Here is a 22,700-nt window from a genome sequence, read left to right as displayed (position 1 = left end):
GATGGCCGCTCCCCCACCCCTGCCCCCACCGTGATGCCCGACCCTGGAACGACGCCCCGCATCCCCCTGCGCCGCCTGGCCGTGCTGCTGGGTGGGCTGGCGATGTTCGGGCCGTTCGCGATCGACACGATCTTCCCGGCCTTCACCGAGATGCGCACGCAGTTCGGTGTCGACCGGGTGGCGATCCAGCAAACGCTGAGCGCCTACCTGGTCGCCTATGCGCTCATGAGCGTGGTGCACGGCCCGCTCTCCGATGCGTTTGGCCGACGTCGTGTGATCCTCGGTGGACTGGTGGTGTTCACCCTGGCCTCGGTCGGCTGCGCGCTGGCACCGGACCTGCGGACCCTGCTGGCCTTCCGCGTGCTGCAGGGCCTGTCCGCCGGCGTCGGCATGATCGTCGGCCGCGCGGTGATCCGCGACGTGCTGCATGGCGACGACGCGCAGCGACTCATGAGCCAGGTGTCGATGATCTTCGGCATCGCGCCCGCGGTGGCGCCGGTGATCGGCGGCTGGATCCTCGGCTGGAGCCACTGGCCGGCGATCTTCTGGTTCCTCGTCGTCTTCTCGCTGATCCTGTTGCTGGGCACGTGGTGGGGGCTGCCGGAGACCCTGCCGCCCTCGGCACGCCTGCGCGTGCCGCCACGGCGCCTGCTGCGCGACTACGTGGCGATCTTCGCCAACCCGCGCTTCCAGCGGCTGGCCGCCGCGGGCGCCTTCAACTTCGCGGCACTGTTCCTGTACATCGCCTCCGCGCCGGTCTTCGTCATGGAGATCCTGCACCTGCGCGAATCGCAGTTCGGGTGGTTCTTCATCCCGATGATCGGCGGCATGGTCGTCGGCGCCTTTCTGTCCGGTCGGGCGGCCGGGCGCATCAGTGGCCTCCAGCTGTCGCGAATCGGCTTCGCCTGCTGCGGCGTCGCGGTGACGCTCAACATCGCCTATAACCTGTGGGTGGACGTCCCGACCGTCCCCTGGGCCGTGCTGCCGATGGTGCTGAATGCCTTCGGCATTGCCCTGGTGTTCCCGATCCTGACCCTGGCCATCCTCGACATGTACCCGCGGCAGCGCGGCTCGGCATCCTCGCTGCAGGCGTTCACCGGCCTGGTGCTGCACTCGCTGGTGGCCGGCGTGGTATCGCCCTTCCTCAGCCGGGATGCGCTCTGGCTGGCGATGGGATCGGCACTGTTCGCGCTGCTCGCCTGGGTCTTCTGGCGCTGGGAGGTCAGCTTCGGCAGCCGCCCGCCGGAAGCGCCGCGCGACCCCGCCGCGCTGGAGCCCACCGACCGCCTGTGAGCCTGCCCGGCGCCTGAACGCGACACGGCCCGGCACGTCCACCGGGGCCGGGCCGAAACGGTATACTGGCGGGGTCCACGCGTGGGAGAAGCGGTCCGTACCGCTGCCGAAGGCGCAACGCCCGTAATCGCTCAGGCCCAGCACCACGCGTGGTGACACAACTCTGGAGAGACCGGCGACCCGACTGGTATCAGCAGCGGGGGCGGCCGGCGCCGAAGGGGCAAGAAGCGAGGCTTCCAGGAGGCACCCCCTCCCCCAGCCGCCTGTCGAGGCACGCTTCCAAACTCTCAGGCGAAAGGACAGAGGGGCGCCCTTACGTGCGGCAACGCACCCGGCCTGACCGACCTACGGACGCCCCGACATGACGAACACCCCTGCCCCGCACACGCCGTCGCTGCGCGAGCTCGAGCACCACGACGCCTTCCTTGAGCGCCACATCGGTCCGAACGACGCCGAGATCGGCGTGATGCTGGACGCGATCGGCTACGGCTCGCTCGACGCGATGACCGACGCGATCGTCCCCGGTGGCATCAAGCTGCCGGAGGCGTTGGCCCTGCCGGAGGCGATGAGCGAGGTCGAGGCTCTGGCGAAGATCCGCGCCGTCGCCGACCAGAACCAGGTCTTCCGCAGCTTCATCGGCCAGGGCTACTACGGCACCCACACGCCGAAGGTGATCCTGCGCAACATCCTCGAGAACCCGGCCTGGTACACCGCCTACACGCCTTACCAAGCGGAGATCTCGCAGGGGCGGATGGAAGCGCTGATCAACTTCCAGACGATGTGTGCCGACCTCACCGGCATGGAGATCGCCAACGCGTCCCTGCTCGACGAGGCCACCGCCGCTGCCGAGGCGATGACCCTCGCCAAGCGCTCCACCCGGTCGAAGTCGAACCTCTTTTTCGTCTCCCGGAACGTGCACCCGCAGACGCTGGAGGTGCTGCGCACGCGCGCCGAACCGCTGGACATCGAGTTGCAGGTCGGCGACGAGTCCGAGGCCGCCAGCGTCGACAGCTTCGGCGTGCTGCTCCAGTACCCGGACACCTTCGGCCAGGTGCGTGACTACCGATCGCTGGCCGACGCCGTCCACGCGCGCAACGGCATCGTCTGCGTCGCCACCGACCTGCTCGCGCTGACCCTGATCGCCGCGCCGGGCGAATGGGGCGCCGATATTGTCGTCGGCAACAGCCAGCGCTTCGGCGTGCCCTTCGGCGCCGGGGGTCCGCATGCGGCCTTCATGGCTTGCCGCGATGCCTACAAGCGCTCGATGCCCGGCCGCCTGATCGGCGTGTCGATCGATGCCGAAGGCAACCCGGCCTACCGACTGACCCTGCAGACCCGCGAGCAGCACATCCGCCGCGAGAAGGCCACCAGCAACATCTGCACCGCGCAGGTGCTGCTCGCGGTCATGGCAAGCATGTACGCGGTCTACCACGGCCCCGAAGGCCTGACCCGCATCGCGCGCCGCGTGCACCGCCAGGCCTGCATCCTCGCCGACGCCCTGCGCGAGGCCAGCGTCGCGGTCACCGGCGACTTCTTCGACACACTGCTGGTGTCGGGCATCGACGCCGCCGCGGCCCACGCGAAGGCCGCGGCCGCGGGCATCAACCTGCGCCACGTCGATGCGACCGGTGTCGGCATCAGCCTCGACGAGACCACCACCCGCGAGGACCTGGTGGCGCTGGCCGGCGTGTTCGGCGCCGCCATCGACGTAGACGCGCTCGACGCGCGCGCGGTCGACGCGATTCCCGCGGCGCTGCGCCGGAAGAGCGGCTTCCTCGCCCACCCGGTATTCAACACGCACCACAGCGAGCACGAACTGCTGCGCTACATGCGGACGCTGGCCGACAAGGACCTGGCGATGGATCGCACGATGATCCCGCTCGGCAGCTGCACGATGAAGCTCAATGCCACCGCGGAAATGATCCCGGTGACCTGGCCCGAGTTCGGCAACATCCACCCGCTCGCACCGGCCTCGCAGACGCAGGGCTACCAGGCACTGGTCGACGGCCTCGAGAAGATGCTGGTCGAGTGCACCGGTTACGACGCGGTCAGCCTGCAGCCCAACTCCGGCGCGCAGGGCGAGTTCGCCGGCCTGCTGGCGATTCGTGCCTACCACCGCGCCAACGGCCAGCCCGAGCGCGACATCTGCCTGATCCCGGAGTCCGCGCACGGCACCAACCCGGCCTCGGCGCAGATGTGCGGCATGCAGGTCGTGGTCACCAAGTGCGATGCCAACGGCAACGTCGACCTCGATGACATCCGCGCGAAGGCGGAGAAGTACAGCGATCGCCTCGCCGCGCTGATGATCACCTACCCCTCGACGCATGGCGTGTTCGAAGAGGACGTGGTCGCGATCTGCGACATCGTCCACCAGCATGGTGGCCAGGTGTACACCGACGGCGCCAACATGAACGCCCTCGTCGGCCTGGCCAAGCCAGGCAAGTGGGGGTCCGACGTCTCGCACCTGAACCTGCACAAGACCTTCTGCATCCCGCACGGCGGCGGTGGCCCGGGCGTCGGCCCGTGCGCGGTCAAGGCGCATCTCGCGCCCTACCTGCCGCGCGCGCTCGGCGGCGAAGGCGATGTCGGCATGGTCAGCGCCGCCACCTGGGGCAGCGCGAGCATCCTGCCGATCAGCTGGATGTACATCACCCTGATGGGCCGCCAGGGGTTGCGCAAGGCGACCCAGGTCGCCCTGCTCAACGCCAATTACGTCGCCAAACGCCTGGCACCGCACTTCAGGACGCTGTACACGGGCCGCAACGGCCTGGTCGCGCACGAGTGCATCCTCGACCTGCGTCCGCTCAAGGACGCGACCGGCATCTCGGCGGAGGACGTGGCCAAGCGACTGATTGACTTCGGCTTCCACGCGCCGACGCTGAGCTTCCCGGTCGCCGGCACCCTGATGGTCGAGCCGACCGAAAGCGAGTCGCTGCACGAACTCGACCGTTTCATCGACGCGATGATCGAGATCCGCGAGGAAATCCGCGCGATCGAGGACGGCCGGCTGGAACGCGAGGACAACCCGCTGCGCAATGCGCCGCATACCGCGACCATGGTGGCGGGCAGCGAATGGACCCATGCGTACCCGCGGGAACTGGCGGCGTTCCCGCTGCCGGTGCTGAAGCAGCAGAAGTACTGGCCGCCTGTGGCGCGTGTCGACAACGTACACGGCGACAAGAACGTGTTCTGCAGCTGCATCCCGGTCGATGCCTACCGTGACGAGGAAGCAGCGGAGCCTGCCGGGGCCTGAGGGTCGATCTCCGGCGCCCTGCGCCGGGCCCATGCGCTGGCGGTGCGACGCCGTTACCGCGTCGTTGCACCGCCCGCCGCCAGCATCCGGTCGAGGCGCTTTCTCACGTAGGCGACCGGATCCTCGGGCGCGGCCTCGATCTGCTCGGCATTGGCGAGAAGCGCGGACGCGATCGCGGCGAACGCGCGGTCGAACGTGAGGGGGTCGGAAAATTCGACATGCAATTGCGGCAGCTTCTTTTCGACGGCGTCGCACCGCGCGACCAGGCCTTCGAAATCAGCCGCTACCGGGGGCAGGTCCATCGCGTCAACCCAGGTCGGAGGAAGGCGAAGTGTGGGCCACTGCCGGGCGATTCAGTGTGAAATCCCACCGGGCGCCCCTCCCCGGCAGGAAGGTCGCCATCGCATGACCCACTGATACGTGAACGACCGGTGCCGATGAACTGATTCTTTCCACCGGCTTGGCGCGATCTTAAGGCGCAGCGTAAGAGGGTGGGCACACCCCTCTACAGGAGCGCCCCATGCCTTACGACTCGATCAGTGACCTGCCTGCCTCTGTCCGCGACCACACGCCCAAGCATGCGCAGGAGATCTACAAGGAGGCCTACAACAGCGCCTGGACCGAGTACAAGGATCCCTCCGACCGGCGGGGCGACGCCAGCCGCGAGGAAACGTCGCACCGGGTAGCCTGGGCCGCGGTGAAAGAGAAGTACGAGAAAGGCGACGACGGCGACTGGCACGCGAAGAATCACTGAGAAGGAAGAATCACTGAGAAGAAGTACTGCGCGGTGCGACGTGCCGGTTGGCTTCCCGGCGGGGCAGCGAGGCGCATGCGCACCTCGCGTACGTTCGTCAGGCCCGACCCTGCGGAATGCGGCTCAAAGCTGCGACTTGATCGGCAACACCACGGTTTCCATCGCACGCTCCCGCCACGGTCGGTGCAACCACGCCTCGTACGTATAACGCCTGGCGTGCTCGAGGTCGCCTTCGAACACGCGGGTCATCGCCTGGGCGAACTCCGCGTCGTACACGTTGAGGCTCGCCTCGTCGTTGAGGCGGAACGAGCGCAGGTCGAAGTTGGTCGAGCCGACGGACACCATGCCCTGGTCGACGATGAGCATCTTGTTGTGGAACATCGTCGGCTGGTACTCATGGATCTCCACCCCGGCGGCGAGAAGCTCGCCCCAATGGGCCTTGGACGCCAGCCGCACGACCACCGAGTCGATATGCCGGCCCGGCACGATGACACGCACCCGGACACCGCGGTGGCGCGCCGCCACCAACGCCTGGATCGCCAGGTCATCGGGCACGAAGTACGCAGCCGCGAGGTCGATCGTGCGTTCCGCGGCGGCAATCGACATCAGGTACATCAGGTGCATGCTCTCGCTGCCGCCTGCCGGCGACGACACGAACACATGTGCGGGCATGAGGCCCGCCGGCTCCTGCTCTGGGAAGTAACCATCGCCGTTGAGGACCACCCCGGTGGTCTTGATCCAGTTGTCGTTGAACGCCGCCTGCATCTGCGCCACGGCCGGCCCTTCGATGCGGAAATGCATGTCGCGCCAATGGTCGGCATCGCCGGCATTGCCCTGCCATGGGTCGGCGATGCCGACACCACCCGTGAATCCGACCTTCCCGTCCACCACCAGCAACTTCCGATGGGTGCGGTTGTTGATCCGGCCGAGGTTGTACCACTTCAGGGGCCGGTAGCGGATCACGTCGACGCCGGCCTCTTCCATGCGGTCGAGCAGGCCTTCGTCCATCTTGGCACTGCCCACCCAGTCGATCATCACCCGCACCTCCACGCCTGTACGCGCGCGCTCCGACAGGGCTTCGGCGAACTGCGTGCCGACCTCGCCGGACCAGTAGATGTAGGTTTCGAAGGTCACCGTGTGCCGGGCGCTGCGGATGGCCGCGAGCATGGCCGGAAATATCTCGTGCCCGTTGTTCAGGGCTTCCACCTTGTTGCCCGGGAGCACCGACGGGCCCAGCATCACGGACATCTCCCGCACGAACTGCGGGTCGGACACCGCATAGTGGTGCTCGACCTTGCGTTCCAACGCCTTCTCGGGGGTGGCGAAGTTCATCCACACCACGACGCCCAGCACGGTCGCCAGGACCGTGCCGACCACGGTCCACGCCAGTCGCTTGCGCCAACGGCTCATGGCAAGCTCGCCGCGGTCATTCACGGGCCTCTCTTCGCACGTTGCGGCGGTAGATCAACTGCCCGGCGATCGCCGTCAGGAGCAGGGCGGCATTGGTCAGCACGAAAACCGCGTTCCCGATCAGCGCGCTGTACACCGTGAAACCGAGGCTCGCGGTCATCTGGCCGATGAACAGCCAGGAGGAGACGCCCTCGGTCCGACGCTCGCGCCACTGCACCCAGACCTGCCGGCCGAGGGTCAGGAGCAGAACGCCGGACGCCGTCCACCCAAGTGCATCCACCGGTGCCATCAGCCGCATTCCGGCCGGTCGTCGGAGCGGACGCGCGCCGTCATCCGCGTGGACCGCCCATCACTGGCAGGACCACGCCGCTTATGTAGGAGGCGGTGACCGGCGATGCCAGGAACACGTACGCAGGGGAGATCTCTTCCGGTTGCGCCGGCCGTCCCATGTCGCTGTCCTTGCCGAAGTCCGCCACGTCCTTCCCGCGCCTGTCGGCCGGGTTCAGCGGCGTCCATACGGGTCCAGGCGCAACCGCATTCACGCGGATGCCGCGAGGCAACAGCTGTGCCGCCAGGCTGAGCGTGAACGCATGGATCGCACCCTTGGTGGCGGCGTAATCCAGCAAGCCGCCGCTCCCGAACAATGCTGTCTCCGAACCCGTGTTGATGATGCTCGAACCGTTCCCGAGGTGGGGAAGCGCGGCCCGCGCCATGTTGAAGTACCCCGCCACGTTCGTTCCGAGGGTCTCCGCAAGCTGGGCATCATTGAGGTCCTCCAGCCGCTCCAGATGCTGCTGGAACGCGGCGTTGTTGACCAGGATGTCCAGCCCACCGAGTTGTCGCACGGTCTGTTTCACCGCGCGGTTGCAGAACCGGCTGTCCTTCACGTCGCCGGCCACGAGCACGCAGGTCCGGCCCTCCGCCTCGACCGCCTCGCGCGTCACTTCCGCGTCCTCGTGCTCGTTGAGGTAGAAGACGGCCACGTCGGCCCCCTCCCTCGCGAACAACACGGCCACGGCGCGCCCGATCCCGGAATCTCCCCCCGTGACAATGGCCTTCATGCCCTCAAGCTTGCCGCTGCCTTCGTACGCGGGGGCGTCGTAACGCGGCGCCGTGCGGAGCGCATGCTCGTTGCCCGGCTTGGGAAGGTGCTGGGCCGGCATCGGGTTGACCGGCTGGGAACGCGCACCGGCCTGCACGGGCTTCTTCCTGTCCTTGGAAGATGCCGACTTCCGCGCCGCTTCGTTCACCCGCTCCGCACGTGCCTGCAATCCGCGATGCCGCCGCGCCACGGCGGCCGCGACGCGGGCGTCATCGCCGAGTGCTGCGCCCACCCGGGCCTGGGTGGATGCCCTCGATGACTTCACGGCCTTCTTCGCGACGGTTCCGGACGATTTCTTGCGACTTGCCATGCAGGTACTCCTTCGACGAGCTTGGATGCGGGCCACCGGACGGGGGATGGCCTCAGCGTGGAGGGCGTTCCTCCCGGACGGGCGCGCGACGATCACCCAGCAGCGCACTGGCGACCAGGGTGAGGCCGAGCAGCACTGCCATGACGAAGAGCACCAACGCCAGCGCCGGATACCCCCAGAGCCGGGGTCCGCTCTCCACGCCCATCAACAGCGATGACGCCAGGATCAGGGCAGCGGCGATCGCGCTGGCCGAGATGCGATTGGCGATCTTCTGCAGGTTTTCCATCAGGTGCGACTCCTCCAGCCCGGTCATCCGCACCTGCAGGCGATTGTCGGCCAGCAAGGACAGGATGTCCGTGAGCTTGCGCGGACCATCGCGCACCAGGGTCTGGAGCTCCATCAGTTCCGCCGCCAGGTTGGGGGACGACAGCGACTTGCGCAGGCGCGCGCGCATGACGTGCTGGAGGTGGTCCTCCACCAGCGCTCGGGTATCCAGCTCCGGCGACAACTGCATTCGCACCGCGTCGAGGTTCAACAGCGTCTTGCCCAACAGGCTCAGCTCCGGCGGCGTGCGCAGGCCGGTGACGGCGGAAATGCGCACCAGCTCGAGCACGACGCCGCCCTCGGCCATGGATGCCGGATGGGCCGCATAACGGCTGACCAACTGCGCGACTTCACGCGTGAAGCGTGCCTCGTCGAAGTCCGGCAGGCGGATGCTCAGCGCCATGAGTTCGTCGGCCACCTGCTCGCCGCGGCCGTCCACCGCGGCGAACAGCAATTTCATCAGGCGGTCGCGCTGGCGCGGTGGCACGTTGGCCACCATGCCGAGGTCGAACACCGCCAGCTTCCCGTCGGGCGTGACGCGCAGGTTGCCCGGGTGGGGATCGGCGTGGATCTCCCCGTGGACGAAGGTCTGGTCGAGATAGGCGCGCACCAGCGCGCTGGCGAGCGGCGCCATCGACTCCTCGGTGCGCCGCAGCCCGGACACCTGACCCACCTGCACTCCGTCCACCAGCGCCATGACCAGCAGGCGCGGACGGGTGTAATCCCATACCGGGGCCGGCACGGTCAGCTCGGGGTAGTGCGCGAGATGCTCGCCGAAGCGATCGAGGTTTTCCGCTTCCGCGACATAGTCCAGTTCCGCCATGACCGTCCTGCGGAACTCCGCCAGCCAGTCGGCGAAGCGGACGCTGCCGCCGACGTCGGTCAGGCGATCCGCCGCGACGGCCAGGCTCTCCAGCAGATCAAGGTCGGCGCGCAGTTGCTGGGCGACGCGCGGCTTCTGCACCTTGACGGCCACGGGCCGGCCATCCCGCAGCGTCGCACGATGCACCTGGGCGAGCGATGCGCAGCCCAGCGGCGCCTCCTCGAAACTCCCGAAGGCCTGCGAGATCGAGACACCCAGCTCGCGTTCGACCACCTCCCGGATCTGCTCGAAAGGCAGCGGCGCCACGTCCTCCTGCATCCGCTCGAGCGCGGAGGCGAAGGGTGCCGGTACCAGGTCCGGACGCGTGGACAGCATCTGGCCGAGTTTGATGAACGTGGGGCCCAGCGCCTCCAGGTCCTGCGCGAACCGTTCCGGCTGCCCCTGCTCGTCATCGGCACCCTCTTCATTCGGAAGCTGGAGGCCGCTGAACAAACCGGCACGCCGGTACCTCAGCAGGAAGCGAAGCACCCTCGCCTTGTGCGCCATCCCGTCGGGCACGTCCTGCCGCGCGCGCGTTCCGTTGTCTTCCGCCATTCCGCCCCCAACCGTGGATCGATTCCACCATCCTCCATTCGGCTTCGTGGTCGGCCGGTGAATGCAGGGGCGGTCATTCAGGAAAGAGCCGGGTTCCGACCTGCCATCGACATCGACTTCACGGGGCAGGCGTGAGATTGAGCGCCGGATGAACACCACCCTCGAGGTCGCCACCATGCTCAGCCATCCCGACATGATCGAAGCCGACGGCCCGGTACCCGCCACGTCGATCGAGATCAACGTCCTGCCCCAGCACACGCCGCGCCTCGTCATCGACAGCGATCGCGAGATCCGCTTCTGGCGCCGCGAGTACCCGGCCAATCCGGCGTTCAACGCGAGCCTTCCGTTCGAGCGGTACATGCCCGCCATCCAGCTCGGGATCAGCACCTATCTTTCAGCACCGCATGCCGACGGCGACGCGCTCGACGCGCAGTTGCGCAGCCGCTGCGAGCGCATGCGGGATACCCACGGCATCGAGTGGCACGAAGTCGCCGAACTGACGCGGGCGGTGGTCTCGCGTTGCAGGATCGGCAAGGTGGCGCAGGCGTGAGCGAGAACATCTACGACGCGCTGCGCGACAGCCACGAGAACCAGCGGAGCCTGCTGCGGCGCCTGGTGCGCACCGAAGACGCCAAGGAACGCCAGCAGCTTTTCGAAACGCTTCGCATCGAGCTGGAAGCGCATGAGGCCGCCGAGGAGCGCTTCCTGTACGCGCCGATGCTGATGGACGACAACGGGCTGGATGCCACCCGCCATGCATTGCACGAGCATCACGAGATCGATGAGCTGGTGGCCGACCTGGCCAAGCTCAAGCCGTCCGGGGATGCGTGGCTGGAGAAGGCGCGCGCCTTGTCCGAACAGGTGCACCACCACCTGCGCGAAGAGGAGAACAAGTTCTTCCAGGTGTCCGGCAAGATTCTCAGCGAGGCGCAGAAAACCGAGCTTGCCGAGCGCTATCGCGATGACTTCGAGCGGTTGCAGGAGCAGGGCGGCACCCACTGAGCGCGCACTGCGGGCGGCGCGCTCCTCTCACGCCGCGCAGCGCTGGCGCCGTTGCCAGAACGGTGCACCGTGCCAGCGATCGACGTCCCGGTAATGGGCGCTTCGCTGGCGCAGCATGCTTTCGCATTCCGCGTCTCGAGACTGCTCGAAGTCGGCGATGGCGGCCCGGCGGTTGCCTTCGAGGAGCGCCACGATCGTCGCTTCCGCACGTTCGGCGCTGTCGAGCGCTCGCAATACACCACTTCCCGACAGGGGGTCGACGGCAAGCCCCGCCTCTCCCACGGCCAACCAGGGTTGGGCCCAGCTGTCGGGGTGCCGCCAGGCGCGTTGCGTAGCGGCACAGTGCACACGGGGGGCGTCCCAGCCGATGTCGGATCCCGTGCCCCCGGTGCTCCCCCGGATGGACGCCTGCAATGCCTCCTGCCATGCAGGCCTGCGGTGCAGGCCCGCCGCGCTGCAGAGGTCGGCATCGGTCATCAGCACCGCCTGGAGGGCCGGTGGGGTCGAGGCGCGACCCGGCAACGGCGCGAAGTACCACCAGCCAGCCTCCGTGGCTTCGATCGCCAGGTGTTGCGGCATGCGGCGACCACCGTCCACCACGCATCGCGCGGCGATGCCGACCAGCCGATCGAATGCCATGCAGCGGGCACCCACCTGCCGCGCAAGCCTTGCGCTGCGGCCCGTCGCATCGATCCAGCAGCGCGCCCGCACCGCATACCGGCGTGAGGCACGGGCGTGCGGCTCGGCGCCCTCCGTGGTCTCGACGTCAAGCGACCATCCGGATGCCGTGGCATGGATCCTCAGCGCCCGCGTTCGCAAGCGCAGGCATGCGCCGGCAACCGCTGCCTGTTCCGCCAGCATGCGGTCGAAGGCCGCACGGTCGACATGCCACCCGCATGCATGGACGAGTCCCATGTACGAATGCTGCTGGACGGGCTCGCCACTCCACTGGCTCCGGACGCCCCATGACGGGGCCGGGGCAAGCGCCTCGAACGCCGCGCAGCTGTCGAGCGCCTGCAAGCGTTGCCAGACGCCCGGGGCAAGCGACTCACCGATGCGCGGCCGGGAGAAGTCGCTACGCTCCAGCAATGCGACGGAGAGGCCCCGGCGCGCGAGCCGCAGCGCTGTGGCCGCGCCTGCCGGCCCCGCACCGACGACCACTGCATCCCAGGGCCGCTTGCGATCATCCGGGTCCATGGCCTATCCCTTGCCCTCGCCCGGGACCCGTGAGCCGCGGCAGTAGGCCGCCAGACACTTGCGTACCGCGGCCAGGTCGAAGCCGGCTTCGTGCAGGCGCTTTTCCAGCTCCGGACTGATACTGCCCTCCCGTCTGGACAGCAGGCACGCCATCAGTGCGCACAGTCGCTGGTCGCGCTCGCGCAGCGTGTCCAGCAGCTCGCGTACGCCCGGACCCATGCCATCGTTCGCGTCGCGGTCGCCGCCTCTCCAGACCACCGCCGTGAGGCTGCGCTCACGCGTGAATGGATGGCCATCGGGGCCCTTGCCGCTGGCGCGCACGCGCACGGGCCAGGTCCCCGCCGTCCCGGCAACGAACTGCCCGTGATATCCATCGCCGGCGTCGGTGCGCTCAAGAGGCACGCGACGCTCGACACCACCGGGCGTGTGCACCTCCGCCCATACCTCCGCATCATCGTCGAGCGGAATGCCCGCACGGGTGAGCGTGGCACGCAGGTCGATACGCGCCCCCGGTGCATGGCCCGACTGCTCGATATCCGCGCGAAGCGACACGCTGGACCAGGCATGCACGATGACGCTGTATGGCACCCCATGACGTTGCGGTGCATCCACCGCACCCTCGTGTGTCCTGTCGCGCTCCGCAGGCGCCGCCGCCGCGATGGCGTCGGGGGCATTCGCTTCCATTGCCAGCCGGTACCGCCGGGCCCGCTCGTCGTAATCGGCCATGTCCGGCCGCGATCGCGCGGCTTGCGGCCTCGCGTGCATGCCGTGCAGGAGCTCCGCATGGATACCGTCCTCATGGGTGCGATCGGGCTTGAGCTGGGGGCGGCCCAGCGCGAGCAGCACGTGCCAGGTGCCTTCGTGGTCATAGCGTCCTGCGAGAAGCTGGGTCGGCAGCGTCAGGCGATAGTGCGCGGCATCGCGGCCGAGCGAGAAGCGCATCGCCGGTTCCTGGACGGCCCGCCAGGGCTCGATGATCTGGCCGGTCGGCGTCTGCAGGCGGAAATCGATTGTTTCCACGCCCGGACTCAGCAGGATCACGTCGACGCCCGAGTCGGCCCCGCTCAGGCGAAACGGAATGCGGTGCACCGCACCCTTGTGCAATCGCCCGTCGGGGTCCAGCACGACCTCCGCGTTCGAAACGCCGGCCAGCACTTGCAGGAAGTACTTCTGGAGGCGGAAGCGGTTATCCGTGTCGATCGCACCGGTCACCAGCAGGTGGCCGCCGGTGTTGCCCGACACGTTCTGGAGCGCCGCGGCGCTGGTGTTCTGCGGGGTTCCCAGTCCGATCGCGTAGGTGGTCTGGTCGATGTCCGCGGCGACGTCGGCAATGTAGCGACTGCTGTTCTCCTTGCCGTCGGTCAGGACCACCAGGGCCTCGGTGTCGTAGGTACCGCTGGCGGCATCCAGCAACAGGCGTCCCTCGTGCAGGCCGTCACCGATGGAGGTCGCGCCCGCCGGATCGAACGCGTTGCCGCGGATGGCATCGATGACAGCACTGCGGTGGCTGTCCGAGAGCCCACCGCTGCCCAGCATGCCCACCGGCTCCACCGGCTGGGCGTCGTGGTCGTATCGCACCAGCCCCACTCCGTCGCCTTCGAGCATCAGGTCGACGAAGGTCTCGGCCGCCTGCTGCAGGGAGGCATGCTTGCTGGTGCCGTCGCCGCGATCTTCCGCCATGCTGCCCGATCGATCCAGCACCAGCGCCACGCCAGCGGTCTTCCGGGCGATGGTGTTCGCGTCCACCGTGATGTCCCAGGTCTGTCCGCTGCCGGGCTCGCGGACGGTGAGCACCTGCGTGGGAAGGCTGCTGTTGAGGGCGCCGGTGCGGTAGATCAGCCACAGGCGCGCAGTCGCCACGCCCGAACCCGACGTCGCCGGCACGCTGACGCTCGTGTTGTAGGGGATCAGCTGTGGATGGGCAGGCGCACCGCCGGGCGCGTATTCCAGGGTGACCGCGGCGCTGGGGGAGATCACTTCGAAGGTGATCGCCAGCGCCATTTCCCGCACCATGCCCATCGGTCCCTGCGGTACGTCGATGAAGTCGAGCGTCGGCGTCAGCAGATGGATGCTGGCAGTGTCGCAACGCTCCACCTCCGCGTGGCTGTCGCCCTGCTCCACCACGAAGCCGAGGCTGTGCCACCTGTCGACCATGTCCATGTAATTGCCGATGCCACGCGTCCAGCTCTCGCGCGACGCCGCACCTGCCGGGAACACGCTTCCGGGCCGGGGCACGGGCCACCAGCTGTCGGAGCAGGCATAGAAATCCGCCTGCCAGGGCAGCGCCATCGAAGCACTGATCGTCCCCGGCAGCACCGAGCCGTGATCGATGCGGAAGGCACTGCTGTAGTTCGCGGGGTCCAGGATCGGCCGCTCCGACGGCACCTTGCCGCCTGCTTCGATGCCGGGGAAGAACGACGCGCCCACGCACGCATCCAGCGCGGCACGGTCCATGCCCGAGGGTGTCACCACCGATTCGGCCACCGGCGGACCGACCCAGTCGTTCGTGTAGTTGTCGTCCTTCCACCGCTCCATGTGCGCCCGCTGTATCGGCGTGATGTCGCGATCACTGCCGGCAAGCTGGGGCATGTCGCCCGGCGACAGGCGGCTGAAGATGGCCTGTCGAAGCGGGGCCGAGGTGACCGGCTCGCTCCAGGCATGCACGTGGGTGTTCTTGACCCACTCGATGTCGCGGGTCCGCTGCAGGAGGGGATGCACGTCGCGTGTGTACGACGTGCTCGCCGGCGCGGGCGCGAGGCCGGCATCGACCATTGCCTGCAGCAGGCGGTCGTACAGGGTGGTGATGCTGTCCTGGTGCGGCGCGAACTTGGGCGGCGCCACGATGACCCAGGCCCCCTCGACCGCGGGCGTGCTGTTGTCGGAACGCAGCCGGATGGTGGCACTGACGGCGCCATCGGCGATGTCGTCGTACCAGCCCGGGTTTCCCCAGAAGTTCGCGATGCCGTTTCCCGCCGGGGAGGCCGCGCGACCGCTGCCGCCGAGCACCAGCAGTCGATTGGCCGTATCGGTGCGCATTTCGCCCAACGGCACGCTGGTGGTCGCGGTGCCGCTGAAACGTATGCTGCCGCCGTCGAAGCTGCGTGCCTGGTTGGGACCGTCCGTCGAGCGCGGTCCCGGGTCGATCACCAGATCCCCGGCAGGCTCGCTGTTGCCGCGGCCGGGGAAACCTGCCTTCCGGTTCGCGACATGGACCCGCCACTCGATCTCCGCCTCCGCATCGGTGATTTCCGCCACGGTGTCGTCGTCGTGGTGGGCGAAGATACGGAACCGGGCGGCCTGCCGCTTGACGCGGCACTCCGCGTCCTTGAAACCGCCGTTCGGCTCGGGCCGTTCGCCGGAACGCTCGGGGCCGATGAAGAATTCGTCGGGGCTGTTGCCCAGCCGGGCAATGCCGATGGCCGGGTGGATCCTGTACACGGTCGCCATGGAACACTCCTTTGCTTGCGGCCCGCGACGCTGCCCCGCGCCGGGGTGGAACCCGAAATGGCCCGGGTGGAGACACACCGCGTCGATCGCGCGGCCGGCCTGCACACCCGGGGTCTGGATCCCTGTCCCTGTTCTTCAACCCGGCCAACGCAACGCAGCGGCGAGGAAGGCCAAGCCGCGTCATACGCCAGGTGAATAAATCCATCAGGAATCCGACTTTCCCTTTACCCGCCGGGTCTGCCACAGTGCAGGGGCGTAGTGCGGGCACGGCACATCCCGTGCGCTGCCCAAGCGACACGCATCAATCATGCAGATACAGGGATCGCAAGGGAGTCTGCCCATGGAAGGACCATATTCGCCCGTCGGATCGAGGCGAGGGCTCTCGCCCCGTTGCTCCGCACCCCGCATGACCGCCTGACGTCACCCTCCCACCGCACTCTCCCCCGATGCGGTGGCCTTGGCAGGCGCATGCGGCTCCAACGGGTCACCACCCGCCCCTATCGCGTTCCCTGCTCTTTCCGTTCGCCCCGGACCCGGGACGAACGCGTTCCCGACTGAGCCGCAGCGATGCGGCTCTTCCTTTTTATCCGCGCCCTGTCCCGGTCAGGCGAAGGGATCCTGCAGGACCATCGTGTGGGCGCGGTCCGGACCGGTGGACACGATCGCCAGCGGACAACCCGCCAGCTCTTCCAGCGCACGCAGGTAAGCACGGGCCGCCGCGGGGAGCTGGTCCCATTCGGTGATGCCGTGGGTGTTCTCTTCCCAGCCGGGGAACTCCAGGTACACCGGGGTGCATTCTTCCCAGCCGGCCGCGTCGAGCGGTGCGTACTCGGTGCGCTTGCCCCGGTACTCGTAGGCGATGCAGATCTTGAGCGACTCCATGCCGTCGAGCACGTCGAGCTTCGTGATGCACAGGCCGGTGATGCCGTTGATCGCGACCGCACGCTTGAGCGCGACGATGTCGATCCAGCCGCAACGGCGCGGTCGGCCGGTGGTCGCACCGTATTCCTGTCCGCGATCGCGGATGCCCTGGCCGATCTCGTCGTGCAGTTCGGTCGGGAACGGACCGCCACCCACGCGGGTGGCGTAGGCCTTGCAGATGCCCAGCACGTAGTCGATCGCGTCGGCGCCCACGCCCGCGCCGGCCAGCGCGCCGCCCACGGTGGTGTTGGACGAGGTCACGTAGGGGTAGGTGCCGTGGTCGATATCGAGCAGGGAGCCCTGCGCGCCCTCGAAGAGCACGCGCTTGCCCTGCTTGCGCAGGTCGTGGAGGATCCCGGCGACGTCCGATTTCATCGGCTGCACGTACTCGCCGAACTCGAGCGCCTCGTCGAGGGTCTTCTGGTAGTCGACCGCGTCGACGCCGAGGTACTTCGTCAGCACGAAGTTGTGGTAATCCAGTGCCGTGCGCAGCTTCTCGGCCAGCTGGTCGGGGTAGTGCAGGTCAGCCACGCGGATGCCGCGACGCGCCACCTTGTCCTCGTAGGCCGGACCGATGCCACGGCCGGTGGTGCCGATGGCCTTGCCGCCGGCGGCCTTTTCGCGCGCCTGGTCCAAGGCGATGTGGTACGGCATGATCAACGGCGTCGCCGGGCTGATCTTCAGCCGCGAGCGCACGTCCACGCCGGTCGCCTCGAGCTCGTCGATTTCCTTGCGCAGCGCCGCCGGGCTCAGCACCACGCCATTGCCGATCAGGCACAGCGCGCCTTCGCGCAGGATGCCCGAGGGAATCAGGTGCAGGACGGTCTTCTTGCCGTTGATGACCAGGGTATGGCCGGCATTGTGGCCCCCCTGGAAGCGGACGACGGCCCCGATTTCCTCGGTCAGCAGATCGACGATCTTGCCTTTGCCTTCATCGCCCCACTGGGCACCGAGAACGACGACTGACTGACCCATGACGGTTGTACTCCGCAGATGTTGGGGGTAGCCGCGCCAACACGCGGCCAAGCGCCGATCCACCACGGGGGCGGACACGGAAAAAGCCGGCGGGCGGCTCACATCGGAGCAGGCCCGTCCGGCTTTTGTGCATTATCCGGGTTTCGAGGGCGGGAGGCCAGTGGCCCGGGGAGCGCCGCGCCCAGGACGATTCAGCCAATGGCGGGTTCGGCGCCCGCGCGGATCCACCACAGCGCGAGCAGGCCGGCTCCGACGCATGCCGCGCCGATCAGGCGCAGCTGGCGATCCGGCAGGGCCTGCAGTTGCTCGGCCGCCTGCTTCCAGCCCCGCGGCGCGGCGAACAGGAGCAGGCCTTCGAGCACGGCCACCAGGCACAGGGCTGAGAGCAGTTCCGTCATCAGTGACCGCGCGGCCGACCGGGGCTTCGCACTCGGCTCAGCGGTCGTCCTCGAGGTACTGGAGGAACGGGTCGTCCTGGTCGAGCACCATCAGTGCCTCGCCGTCCGCGAAGGCATGCCGGTAGGCTTCCAGGCTGCGCTGGAATGCATAGAACGCAGGGTCCTTGTTGGCGGCGACCGCATACGTCTGGGTCGCCTCGGCATCGCCCTGGCCCCGCAGGCGCTGGGCATCACGCTCGGCTTCGGCCAGGATCACGGTCCGCTCGCGGTCGGCCTCGGCCCGGATCTCCAGCGCCTGTTCCTCGCCCTCGGCGCGCAGCGCGCTGGCGACCTGTCGGCGCTGTGCGCTCATGCGGGCGTATACGTTGGTGATGACCTCGCTGTCGGTGGGCAGGTCGATCTGCTTGATGCGCAGGTCGACGATCTTCACCCCAAGGGTGGCCGCACCCACGTTGATCTTGTCCAGCTGCGCCTCGATGATTTCCGAGCGGTCCCCGGACACCACCGCCTGCAGCGTGCGGGCGTTGATCTCGTTGCGCAGCGAATCCTTGACGATCGGCACCAGGCGCGCCACGGCGACGCTCTCGTCGCCGCCGGTCGCACGGAAGAATGCGGTGGCGTCGTCGATCAGGCCGAGCGAGAAGAAGTCGACGGCCACGTCCTTCCGTTCGGAGGTCAGGTAACGCTCGGGCGAGGCATCGAGCACCTGCAGGCGGCGGTCGAACACCATCGCGTTCTCGACCAGCGGCACCTTGAAGTGCAGACCCGGCCCCAGGTCGGCACGCGAAACGCGGCCGAGGTTCAGGACCAGGGCGGTCTCGCCTTCCTTGACGATGAAGACCGACCCCAGCAGGCCGAACAGGGCCAGTACGATCACGGCGATCCAGATGGGCGCTTTCATCAACGGCCCTCCTCTCGGCCAGTGGGACGGGACTCGCGACTGGTGCGCGAGCCGCGGCCGGTGGATTCCGGCGTGCTGACGACGGGCGCGAGCGCTTCGGGGGACACCGGGGGCGTGCTGCCCGTGCCTGCGCTGCCGCGCATCGGGGTGTATATCAGCTGCCGGGAATCGCCGCCGATGATCTTCTGGTTCTGCCCCAGCACCTGCTGGACCGTTTCCAGCCACAGGCGCTTGCGGGTAACCTCCGGCGCGCGGGCGTACTCGTCGACCAGCAGGGAGAAGCGCTCGGCATCACCCTCGGCACGCGCGACCGTGGCGGTCTTGTAGCCCTCCGCGGCGGTCCGGACCTGCGCCGCCTTGCCGCGGGCCTCGGGTACCACCTTCGCGGCATAGGCACGTGCCTCGCTGATCAGGCGCTCGCGCTCCTGCTGGGCGCTGTTGACATCGTCGAACGCGGGCTTGACCTGTTCCGGTGGACGTGCGTTGGGCAGGTTGAGCTCGGTCACCAGCAGCCCGGTACGGTAGGCATCCAACGACGCCTGCAACTGCTCGCGCGAGGACACCGCCAACGCGTTGCGCGCGCCCAGCACCGTGTCGAGCGTGGACCGGCCGACCTGTTCGCGCATGGTACTGAGGGCCGCCTGGCGCAGCACTTCGTCCGCATCGCGGGTGCCGAACTTGTACAGCCTCGGATCGCTGACCTGGTACTGCACGTTGATCTCGACGTGGACGATGTTCTCGTCGCTGGTCAGGACCGGCACGTTGTTGGTCATGGTGCGGATCCGGGTGGCGTCCACCTTCTCCACCGTTTCGATCGGCCATGGCAGCTTCAGGCTCGGACCCGGCTGCAGGACGCGGGAGAACTGGCCGAAGCGGAGCACGACGCCGCGCTGGGTCTCCGCGATCAGCACGAAGCAGTTGAACACCAACCACAGGCCGAACAGCAGCAGGAGCCAGCGGCCGATGCCACCGGCGCCGCCGCCGCCGAAGAGGTTGCGGATCGCATCGAGGACCGCGTCGAAGCCCCCGCCCGAGGGTGAACGCGTCGGGCGGTTGCCGGAATTGTTGCTGCCGGGGGTGTTCCAGGCCATGCCTGCTCCAGTTGGTGGATCGTGGCCGGGCGCGGGAGGGCCCGGCGTTCGGCATCGCTCGATTCTAGGTGGGGGCCGGGTGCCGCTCAAGCAAGGGGCAGCACCGGCCTGGTGGGCTCAGGCCCAGTCTTCCGTTTCGTCGCCGGCAACGCCGGCCGCCTCCACCAGCGGACGCAACCATTCTCCATGGGGCTGCGCGAATGCCCTTTGCAGGTCACTGATCGCGATGTCGACGTCGATCTCCCAGCCCTGTTCGTCCGCCACCTCGGTGCGGACGGCGCCCAGCTCGTGCAGGCGGGCGCGCAGGCGCGCGGCCTCCGGCGGCACCCTTACCCGGCCCACGACGTGGCGCAGCTCGAGCGCCTCCGCCAGCACTTCGCGCAGCAGGTCCATACCCTGCCCGTCTCGGGCCGACAGCCATGCCCGGACACGTCCCTGCGCGGGCCGGTCGATACGAGGCGCAAACACCTCGACCTGTCCGGGTTCACCCTCGGCGGCGACGTCGAGACGATCGATCTTGTTGAACACGAGCACCTGCGGCAGGTCGCCCGCCCCGACCTCGGCCAGGACCTGGTCCACCTGCGCGATGCGCTCGTGCCGGGCCGGATCGGCCGCATCCACGACATGCAGCAGGAGGTCGGCCTCGCGTGCTTCCGACAAGGTGGAGCGGAACGCAGCGACCAGCTCATGCGGCAGGTCCCGTACGAAGCCCACCGTGTCGGCCAGTACCACGCTCCCCCCGGACAACTCGAGGCGACGCACGGTCGGGTCGAGGGTGGCGAACAGACGGTCGTCGGCATAGGCCTCCGCACCGGTCAAGGCATTGAACAGCGTCGACTTGCCCGCGTTGGTGTAGCCCACCAGGGCAACGCGCGGAAGTTCGCTGCGCACCCGGGCGCGGCGCATCTGGGCCCGTTGGACGTCCACTTTCTCCAGGCGCTTCTGCAGGATGTCAACGCGCTTCTGGAGCAACCGGCGATCGGTCTCCAGCTGGGTTTCACCGGGGCCTCGAAGACCGATGGAACCGCCGCGCTGGCGCTCCAGGTGGGTCCAGCCGCGCACCAGGCGCGTCGCGAGATGGCGCAATTGCGCCAGTTCCACCTGCAGCTTGCCTTCGTGGCTTTGCGCCCGCTGGGCGAAGATGTCGAGGATCAGGCCGGTCCGGTCGACGACACGACGCTGCAGCGCGCGCTCGAGGTTGCGCTCCTGCACCGGGCTCAAGGGATGATTGACCAGCACGAGGTCGGCTCCGCTGGCATCCGCCGCGGCGCGCACTTCCTCCAGCTTGCCACTGCCGATCAGCGTGGCGGGGTTCGGACGGTCGATGCGCGCCGTCACCAACGCCGCGACGCTGGCGCCGGCGGAACGGGCCAGGTCCGCGAATTCTTCCAGCAGCTCCTCGTCCGGCGGGCCACCGGCATGGGGCTGGATCAGCAGCGCATGCTCGCCCTTGCGGGATCGTTCAAACACGCGCGTTCATCGCTCCGTCCGGCAACTCAGTCATCGACCTCGTCATCGCCGCCAGCGCTGCCACCCTCGCCCTGTCCGGTCTGGATGTAACCGCCACCCGGACCCACGCGCACGTTGCGCGCAGGCACCACGGTGGAGATCGCATGCTTGTAGACCATCTGGCTGACGGTGTTGCGCAACAGCACGACGAACTGGTCGAAGGATTCAATGGTGCCCTGCAGCTTGATGCCGTTCACCAGGTAAACCGAAACCGGCACGCGCTCGCGCCGAAGTGCATTCAGGAATGGATCCTGCAAGGATTGTCCCTTGGACATCAAATTTTCCCCGATCGCGTTCTAGTTATAAGGAGGGCCCGACTGGAAGGACCCACCGCCATCACTCCCCATGGCAGCGGCCGGCTGATGGTAGCGCAAGTTTGCACCCTCGCGGGCGGGCGCGCTTGGCAGATTCCGGCGAGCCTTCAGCCGGCACCGGGCATGAACAGGACCCGCGCGGCCTTGAGGCGGTCCCGGTCGCCTTCCGGGTCGAACCAGCGCGCATCGAGCTGCCCACGCAGCCAGGTGATCTGGCGTTTCGCCAGTTGCCGGGTGGCGAATATGCCGCGATCGCGGAAGGCGGCGGCGTCACCTGTGCCGTCCAGGTATTCCCAGGCCTGCCGGTAGCCGACGGCCCTCAGCGCCGGCAGGTCCAGCGGCGCGACATGGCACTCCAGGTCCGGTAACGCCCGCAGCGCACGCACCTCGTCGAGGAAGCCCGCGGCAAGCATCGCATCGAACCGCCGTGCAATCCGCGCATGCAGGGTGCCGCGGTCCCGGGGACACAGCACCAGCTTGAGTACGCGATACGGCAGCCGGGCCGGACGCTCGGCCTGCCAGTCACTGATGCGGCGCCCGCTCAGGCGCCATACCTCAAGCGCACGCTGGATGCGCTGGGCATCCGTGGCATGGATGCGGGCGGCCGCCTTCGGATCGATCTGGCCCAACGCCGCATGCAAGGCCGGCCAACCGCGCTCGGCCGCTTCAGCCTCGATCGCGAGGCGGGTGGCCGGATCGGCCTCGGGCATCGGCGACAGGCCCCGCAATAGCGCATGGAAGTACAGGCCCGTGCCACCGGCCAGGATCGGGACGCGCCCGCGTGCATGGATGTCGTCCATTGCCCGGCGCGCATCCGCCGCGAACTCCGCTGCCGAGTACGGTTGCCAGGGCTCGCGCAGGTCGAGCATGTGGTGGGGAACGCCCCGGCGCTCCTCCTCACTGGGCTTGGCCGACCCGATGTCGAGGCGTCGATAGACCAGCGCCGAATCGACGCTGACCACCTCTCCTCCCAGGCGTTCGGCCCAGTCGACCGCCAGCGCGGTCTTGCCCGAGGCCGTCGGGCCCATCAGGCAGATGGCCGGTGGCCGGGCGTCGCCGCGCGAAGTCCCGGCCACCATGGC

Annotated in this window: 19 protein-coding genes and 1 riboswitch; of the genes, 5 read left to right on the top strand and 14 right to left on the bottom strand. The window is 68.4% G+C overall.

All coding sequences use genetic code 11. The features are described from left to right. The first annotated feature begins 33 nt into the window (after positions 1-33). Both H4F99_RS13970 and gcvP read left to right on the top strand, forming a co-directional pair. Positions 34-1,293: a multidrug effflux MFS transporter gene (locus H4F99_RS13970; protein ID WP_182670523.1), complete on the top strand. Its 1,260-nt coding sequence runs from the start codon at positions 34-36 to the stop codon at positions 1,291-1,293. A 153-nt stretch (positions 1,294-1,446) separates the two neighbouring features. Next, a riboswitch (glycine riboswitch) is annotated at positions 1,447-1,606 on the top strand. 48 nt (positions 1,607-1,654) lie between these two features. Continuing rightward, a complete protein-coding gene (gene gcvP / locus H4F99_RS13965; RefSeq protein ID WP_182670521.1) occupies positions 1,655-4,546 on the top strand; it encodes an aminomethyl-transferring glycine dehydrogenase in 2,892 nt (963 codons plus the stop codon). A 53-nt stretch (positions 4,547-4,599) separates the two neighbouring features. Here the strand turns inward: gcvP and H4F99_RS13960 are convergent, their stop codons facing one another. Then, on the bottom strand, positions 4,600-4,848 hold the full coding sequence (locus H4F99_RS13960) for a hypothetical protein (RefSeq protein WP_182670519.1): 249 nt from the start codon (positions 4,846-4,848) through the stop codon (positions 4,600-4,602). A gap of 218 nt (positions 4,849-5,066) precedes the next feature. Between H4F99_RS13960 and chaB the strand changes: the two genes are divergently transcribed. Further along, positions 5,067-5,300 carry a putative cation transport regulator ChaB gene (gene chaB, locus H4F99_RS13955; protein ID WP_182670517.1) on the top strand — a complete coding sequence of 78 codons (234 nt, stop codon included), beginning with the start codon at positions 5,067-5,069 and terminating at the stop codon, positions 5,298-5,300. A 123-nt stretch (positions 5,301-5,423) separates the two neighbouring features. Here chaB and cls read toward each other — a convergent pair whose 3' ends face one another. The 4 genes from cls to H4F99_RS13935 are packed head-to-tail and all read right to left on the bottom strand — an operon-like array spanning position 5,424 to position 9,863. Further along, positions 5,424-6,689 (bottom strand): cardiolipin synthase, encoded by a 1,266-nt coding sequence (gene cls, locus H4F99_RS13950; protein WP_182670557.1) that lies wholly within the window; start codon positions 6,687-6,689, stop codon positions 5,424-5,426. Between the two features lie 37 nt (positions 6,690-6,726). After that, positions 6,727-7,008, bottom strand: a complete 282-nt coding sequence (locus tag H4F99_RS13945) for a hypothetical protein (protein ID WP_425488030.1) — start codon at positions 7,006-7,008, stop codon at positions 6,727-6,729. Positions 7,009-7,039: 31 nt separating this feature from the next. Further along, complete coding sequence (locus H4F99_RS13940) at positions 7,040-8,122, bottom strand: SDR family oxidoreductase (protein WP_182670516.1); 1,083 nt, start codon at positions 8,120-8,122, stop codon at positions 7,040-7,042. A 52-nt stretch (positions 8,123-8,174) separates the two neighbouring features. Next, the gene (locus H4F99_RS13935; RefSeq protein ID WP_182670514.1) at positions 8,175-9,863 is read right to left on the bottom strand and encodes an ABC1 kinase family protein; all 1,689 of its coding nucleotides are present in this window, start codon (positions 9,861-9,863) and stop codon (positions 8,175-8,177) included. A gap of 148 nt (positions 9,864-10,011) precedes the next feature. Between H4F99_RS13935 and H4F99_RS13930 the strand changes: the two genes are divergently transcribed. Next, positions 10,012-10,413 carry a hypothetical protein gene (locus H4F99_RS13930; protein ID WP_182670511.1) on the top strand — a complete coding sequence of 134 codons (402 nt, stop codon included), beginning with the start codon at positions 10,012-10,014 and terminating at the stop codon, positions 10,411-10,413. Continuing rightward, positions 10,410-10,865, top strand: coding sequence for a hemerythrin domain-containing protein (locus tag H4F99_RS13925; protein ID WP_182670509.1), 456 nt, complete (start codon positions 10,410-10,412; stop codon positions 10,863-10,865). Before H4F99_RS13930 ends, H4F99_RS13925 begins: the two co-directional genes overlap by 4 nt. Positions 10,866-10,892: 27 nt before the next feature. On the opposite strand, the gene H4F99_RS13920 is transcribed toward H4F99_RS13925, so the two are convergent. The 9 genes from H4F99_RS13920 to miaA all read right to left on the bottom strand — a co-directional run bounded on the left by H4F99_RS13920 (position 10,893) and on the right by miaA (position 22,697). Continuing rightward, positions 10,893-12,062 (bottom strand): NAD(P)/FAD-dependent oxidoreductase, encoded by a 1,170-nt coding sequence (locus H4F99_RS13920; RefSeq protein WP_182670507.1) that lies wholly within the window; start codon positions 12,060-12,062, stop codon positions 10,893-10,895. Between the two features lie 3 nt (positions 12,063-12,065). Continuing rightward, positions 12,066-15,509: a LodA/GoxA family CTQ-dependent oxidase gene (locus H4F99_RS13915; protein ID WP_182670505.1), complete on the bottom strand. Its 3,444-nt coding sequence runs from the start codon at positions 15,507-15,509 to the stop codon at positions 12,066-12,068. 603 nt (positions 15,510-16,112) lie between these two features. Further along, positions 16,113-17,405 carry an adenylosuccinate synthase gene (locus tag H4F99_RS13910; protein ID WP_182670503.1) on the bottom strand — a complete coding sequence of 431 codons (1,293 nt, stop codon included), beginning with the start codon at positions 17,403-17,405 and terminating at the stop codon, positions 16,113-16,115. 191 nt (positions 17,406-17,596) lie between these two features. After that, complete coding sequence (locus tag H4F99_RS13905) at positions 17,597-17,803, bottom strand: DUF2065 domain-containing protein (RefSeq protein ID WP_182670501.1); 207 nt, start codon at positions 17,801-17,803, stop codon at positions 17,597-17,599. Positions 17,804-17,840: 37 nt separating this feature from the next. Further along, positions 17,841-18,704: a protease modulator HflC gene (gene hflC, locus H4F99_RS13900; RefSeq protein ID WP_182670499.1), complete on the bottom strand. Its 864-nt coding sequence runs from the start codon at positions 18,702-18,704 to the stop codon at positions 17,841-17,843. Next, on the bottom strand, positions 18,704-19,795 hold the full coding sequence (gene hflK / locus H4F99_RS13895) for an FtsH protease activity modulator HflK (RefSeq protein WP_182670497.1): 1,092 nt from the start codon (positions 19,793-19,795) through the stop codon (positions 18,704-18,706). The genes hflC and hflK overlap by 1 nt, the downstream gene beginning before the upstream one ends. A gap of 117 nt (positions 19,796-19,912) precedes the next feature. Next, entirely contained in the window at positions 19,913-21,265 is a 1,353-nt protein-coding gene (hflX, locus tag H4F99_RS13890; protein WP_182670495.1) for a ribosome rescue GTPase HflX, read from the bottom strand. Between the two features lie 26 nt (positions 21,266-21,291). After that, entirely contained in the window at positions 21,292-21,579 is a 288-nt protein-coding gene (gene hfq, locus H4F99_RS13885) for an RNA chaperone Hfq (protein ID WP_182670493.1), read from the bottom strand. A 146-nt stretch (positions 21,580-21,725) separates the two neighbouring features. Next, positions 21,726-22,697, bottom strand: a complete 972-nt coding sequence (miaA, locus tag H4F99_RS13880) for a tRNA (adenosine(37)-N6)-dimethylallyltransferase MiaA (RefSeq protein WP_182670491.1) — start codon at positions 22,695-22,697, stop codon at positions 21,726-21,728. Between the last annotated feature and the right edge of the window lie 3 nt (positions 22,698-22,700).

Origin of the sequence: Marilutibacter penaei, from assembly GCF_014145395.1 — a bacterium.
Classification (GTDB): domain Bacteria; phylum Pseudomonadota; class Gammaproteobacteria; order Xanthomonadales; family Xanthomonadaceae; genus Marilutibacter; species Marilutibacter penaei.
The sequence above is the reverse complement of the archived record's forward strand: the minus strand, read 5'-3'. Positions and strand labels throughout refer to the sequence as shown.

What these genes read in the sequence shown, in the direction of transcription:
- H4F99_RS13910 (WP_182670503.1), bottom strand. Translation starts at nt 17,405, where the DNA reads ATGGGTCAGTCAGTCGTCGTTCTCGGTGCCCAGTGGGGCGATGAAGGC.
- H4F99_RS13945 (WP_425488030.1), bottom strand. Translation starts at nt 7,008, where the DNA reads ATGCGGCTGATGGCACCGGTGGATGCACTTGGGTGGACGGCGTCCGGC.
- H4F99_RS13935 (WP_182670514.1), bottom strand. Translation starts at nt 9,863, where the DNA reads ATGGCGGAAGACAACGGAACGCGCGCGCGGCAGGACGTGCCCGACGGG.
- H4F99_RS13915 (WP_182670505.1), bottom strand. Translation starts at nt 15,509, where the DNA reads ATGGCGACCGTGTACAGGATCCACCCGGCCATCGGCATTGCCCGGCTG.
- H4F99_RS13930 (WP_182670511.1), top strand. Translation starts at nt 10,012, where the DNA reads ATGAACACCACCCTCGAGGTCGCCACCATGCTCAGCCATCCCGACATG.
- hflK (WP_182670497.1), bottom strand. Translation starts at nt 19,795, where the DNA reads ATGGCCTGGAACACCCCCGGCAGCAACAATTCCGGCAACCGCCCGACG.
- miaA (WP_182670491.1), bottom strand. Translation starts at nt 22,697, where the DNA reads ATGGTGGCCGGGACTTCGCGCGGCGACGCCCGGCCACCGGCCATCTGC.
- H4F99_RS13940 (WP_182670516.1), bottom strand. Translation starts at nt 8,122, where the DNA reads ATGGCAAGTCGCAAGAAATCGTCCGGAACCGTCGCGAAGAAGGCCGTG.
- H4F99_RS13960 (WP_182670519.1), bottom strand. Translation starts at nt 4,848, where the DNA reads ATGGACCTGCCCCCGGTAGCGGCTGATTTCGAAGGCCTGGTCGCGCGG.
- H4F99_RS13905 (WP_182670501.1), bottom strand. Translation starts at nt 17,803, where the DNA reads ATGACGGAACTGCTCTCAGCCCTGTGCCTGGTGGCCGTGCTCGAAGGC.
- H4F99_RS13920 (WP_182670507.1), bottom strand. Translation starts at nt 12,062, where the DNA reads ATGGACCCGGATGATCGCAAGCGGCCCTGGGATGCAGTGGTCGTCGGT.
- chaB (WP_182670517.1), top strand. Translation starts at nt 5,067, where the DNA reads ATGCCTTACGACTCGATCAGTGACCTGCCTGCCTCTGTCCGCGACCAC.
- hfq (WP_182670493.1), bottom strand. Translation starts at nt 21,579, where the DNA reads ATGTCCAAGGGACAATCCTTGCAGGATCCATTCCTGAATGCACTTCGG.
- hflC (WP_182670499.1), bottom strand. Translation starts at nt 18,704, where the DNA reads ATGAAAGCGCCCATCTGGATCGCCGTGATCGTACTGGCCCTGTTCGGC.
- gcvP (WP_182670521.1), top strand. Translation starts at nt 1,655, where the DNA reads ATGACGAACACCCCTGCCCCGCACACGCCGTCGCTGCGCGAGCTCGAG.
- H4F99_RS13970 (WP_182670523.1), top strand. Translation starts at nt 34, where the DNA reads ATGCCCGACCCTGGAACGACGCCCCGCATCCCCCTGCGCCGCCTGGCC.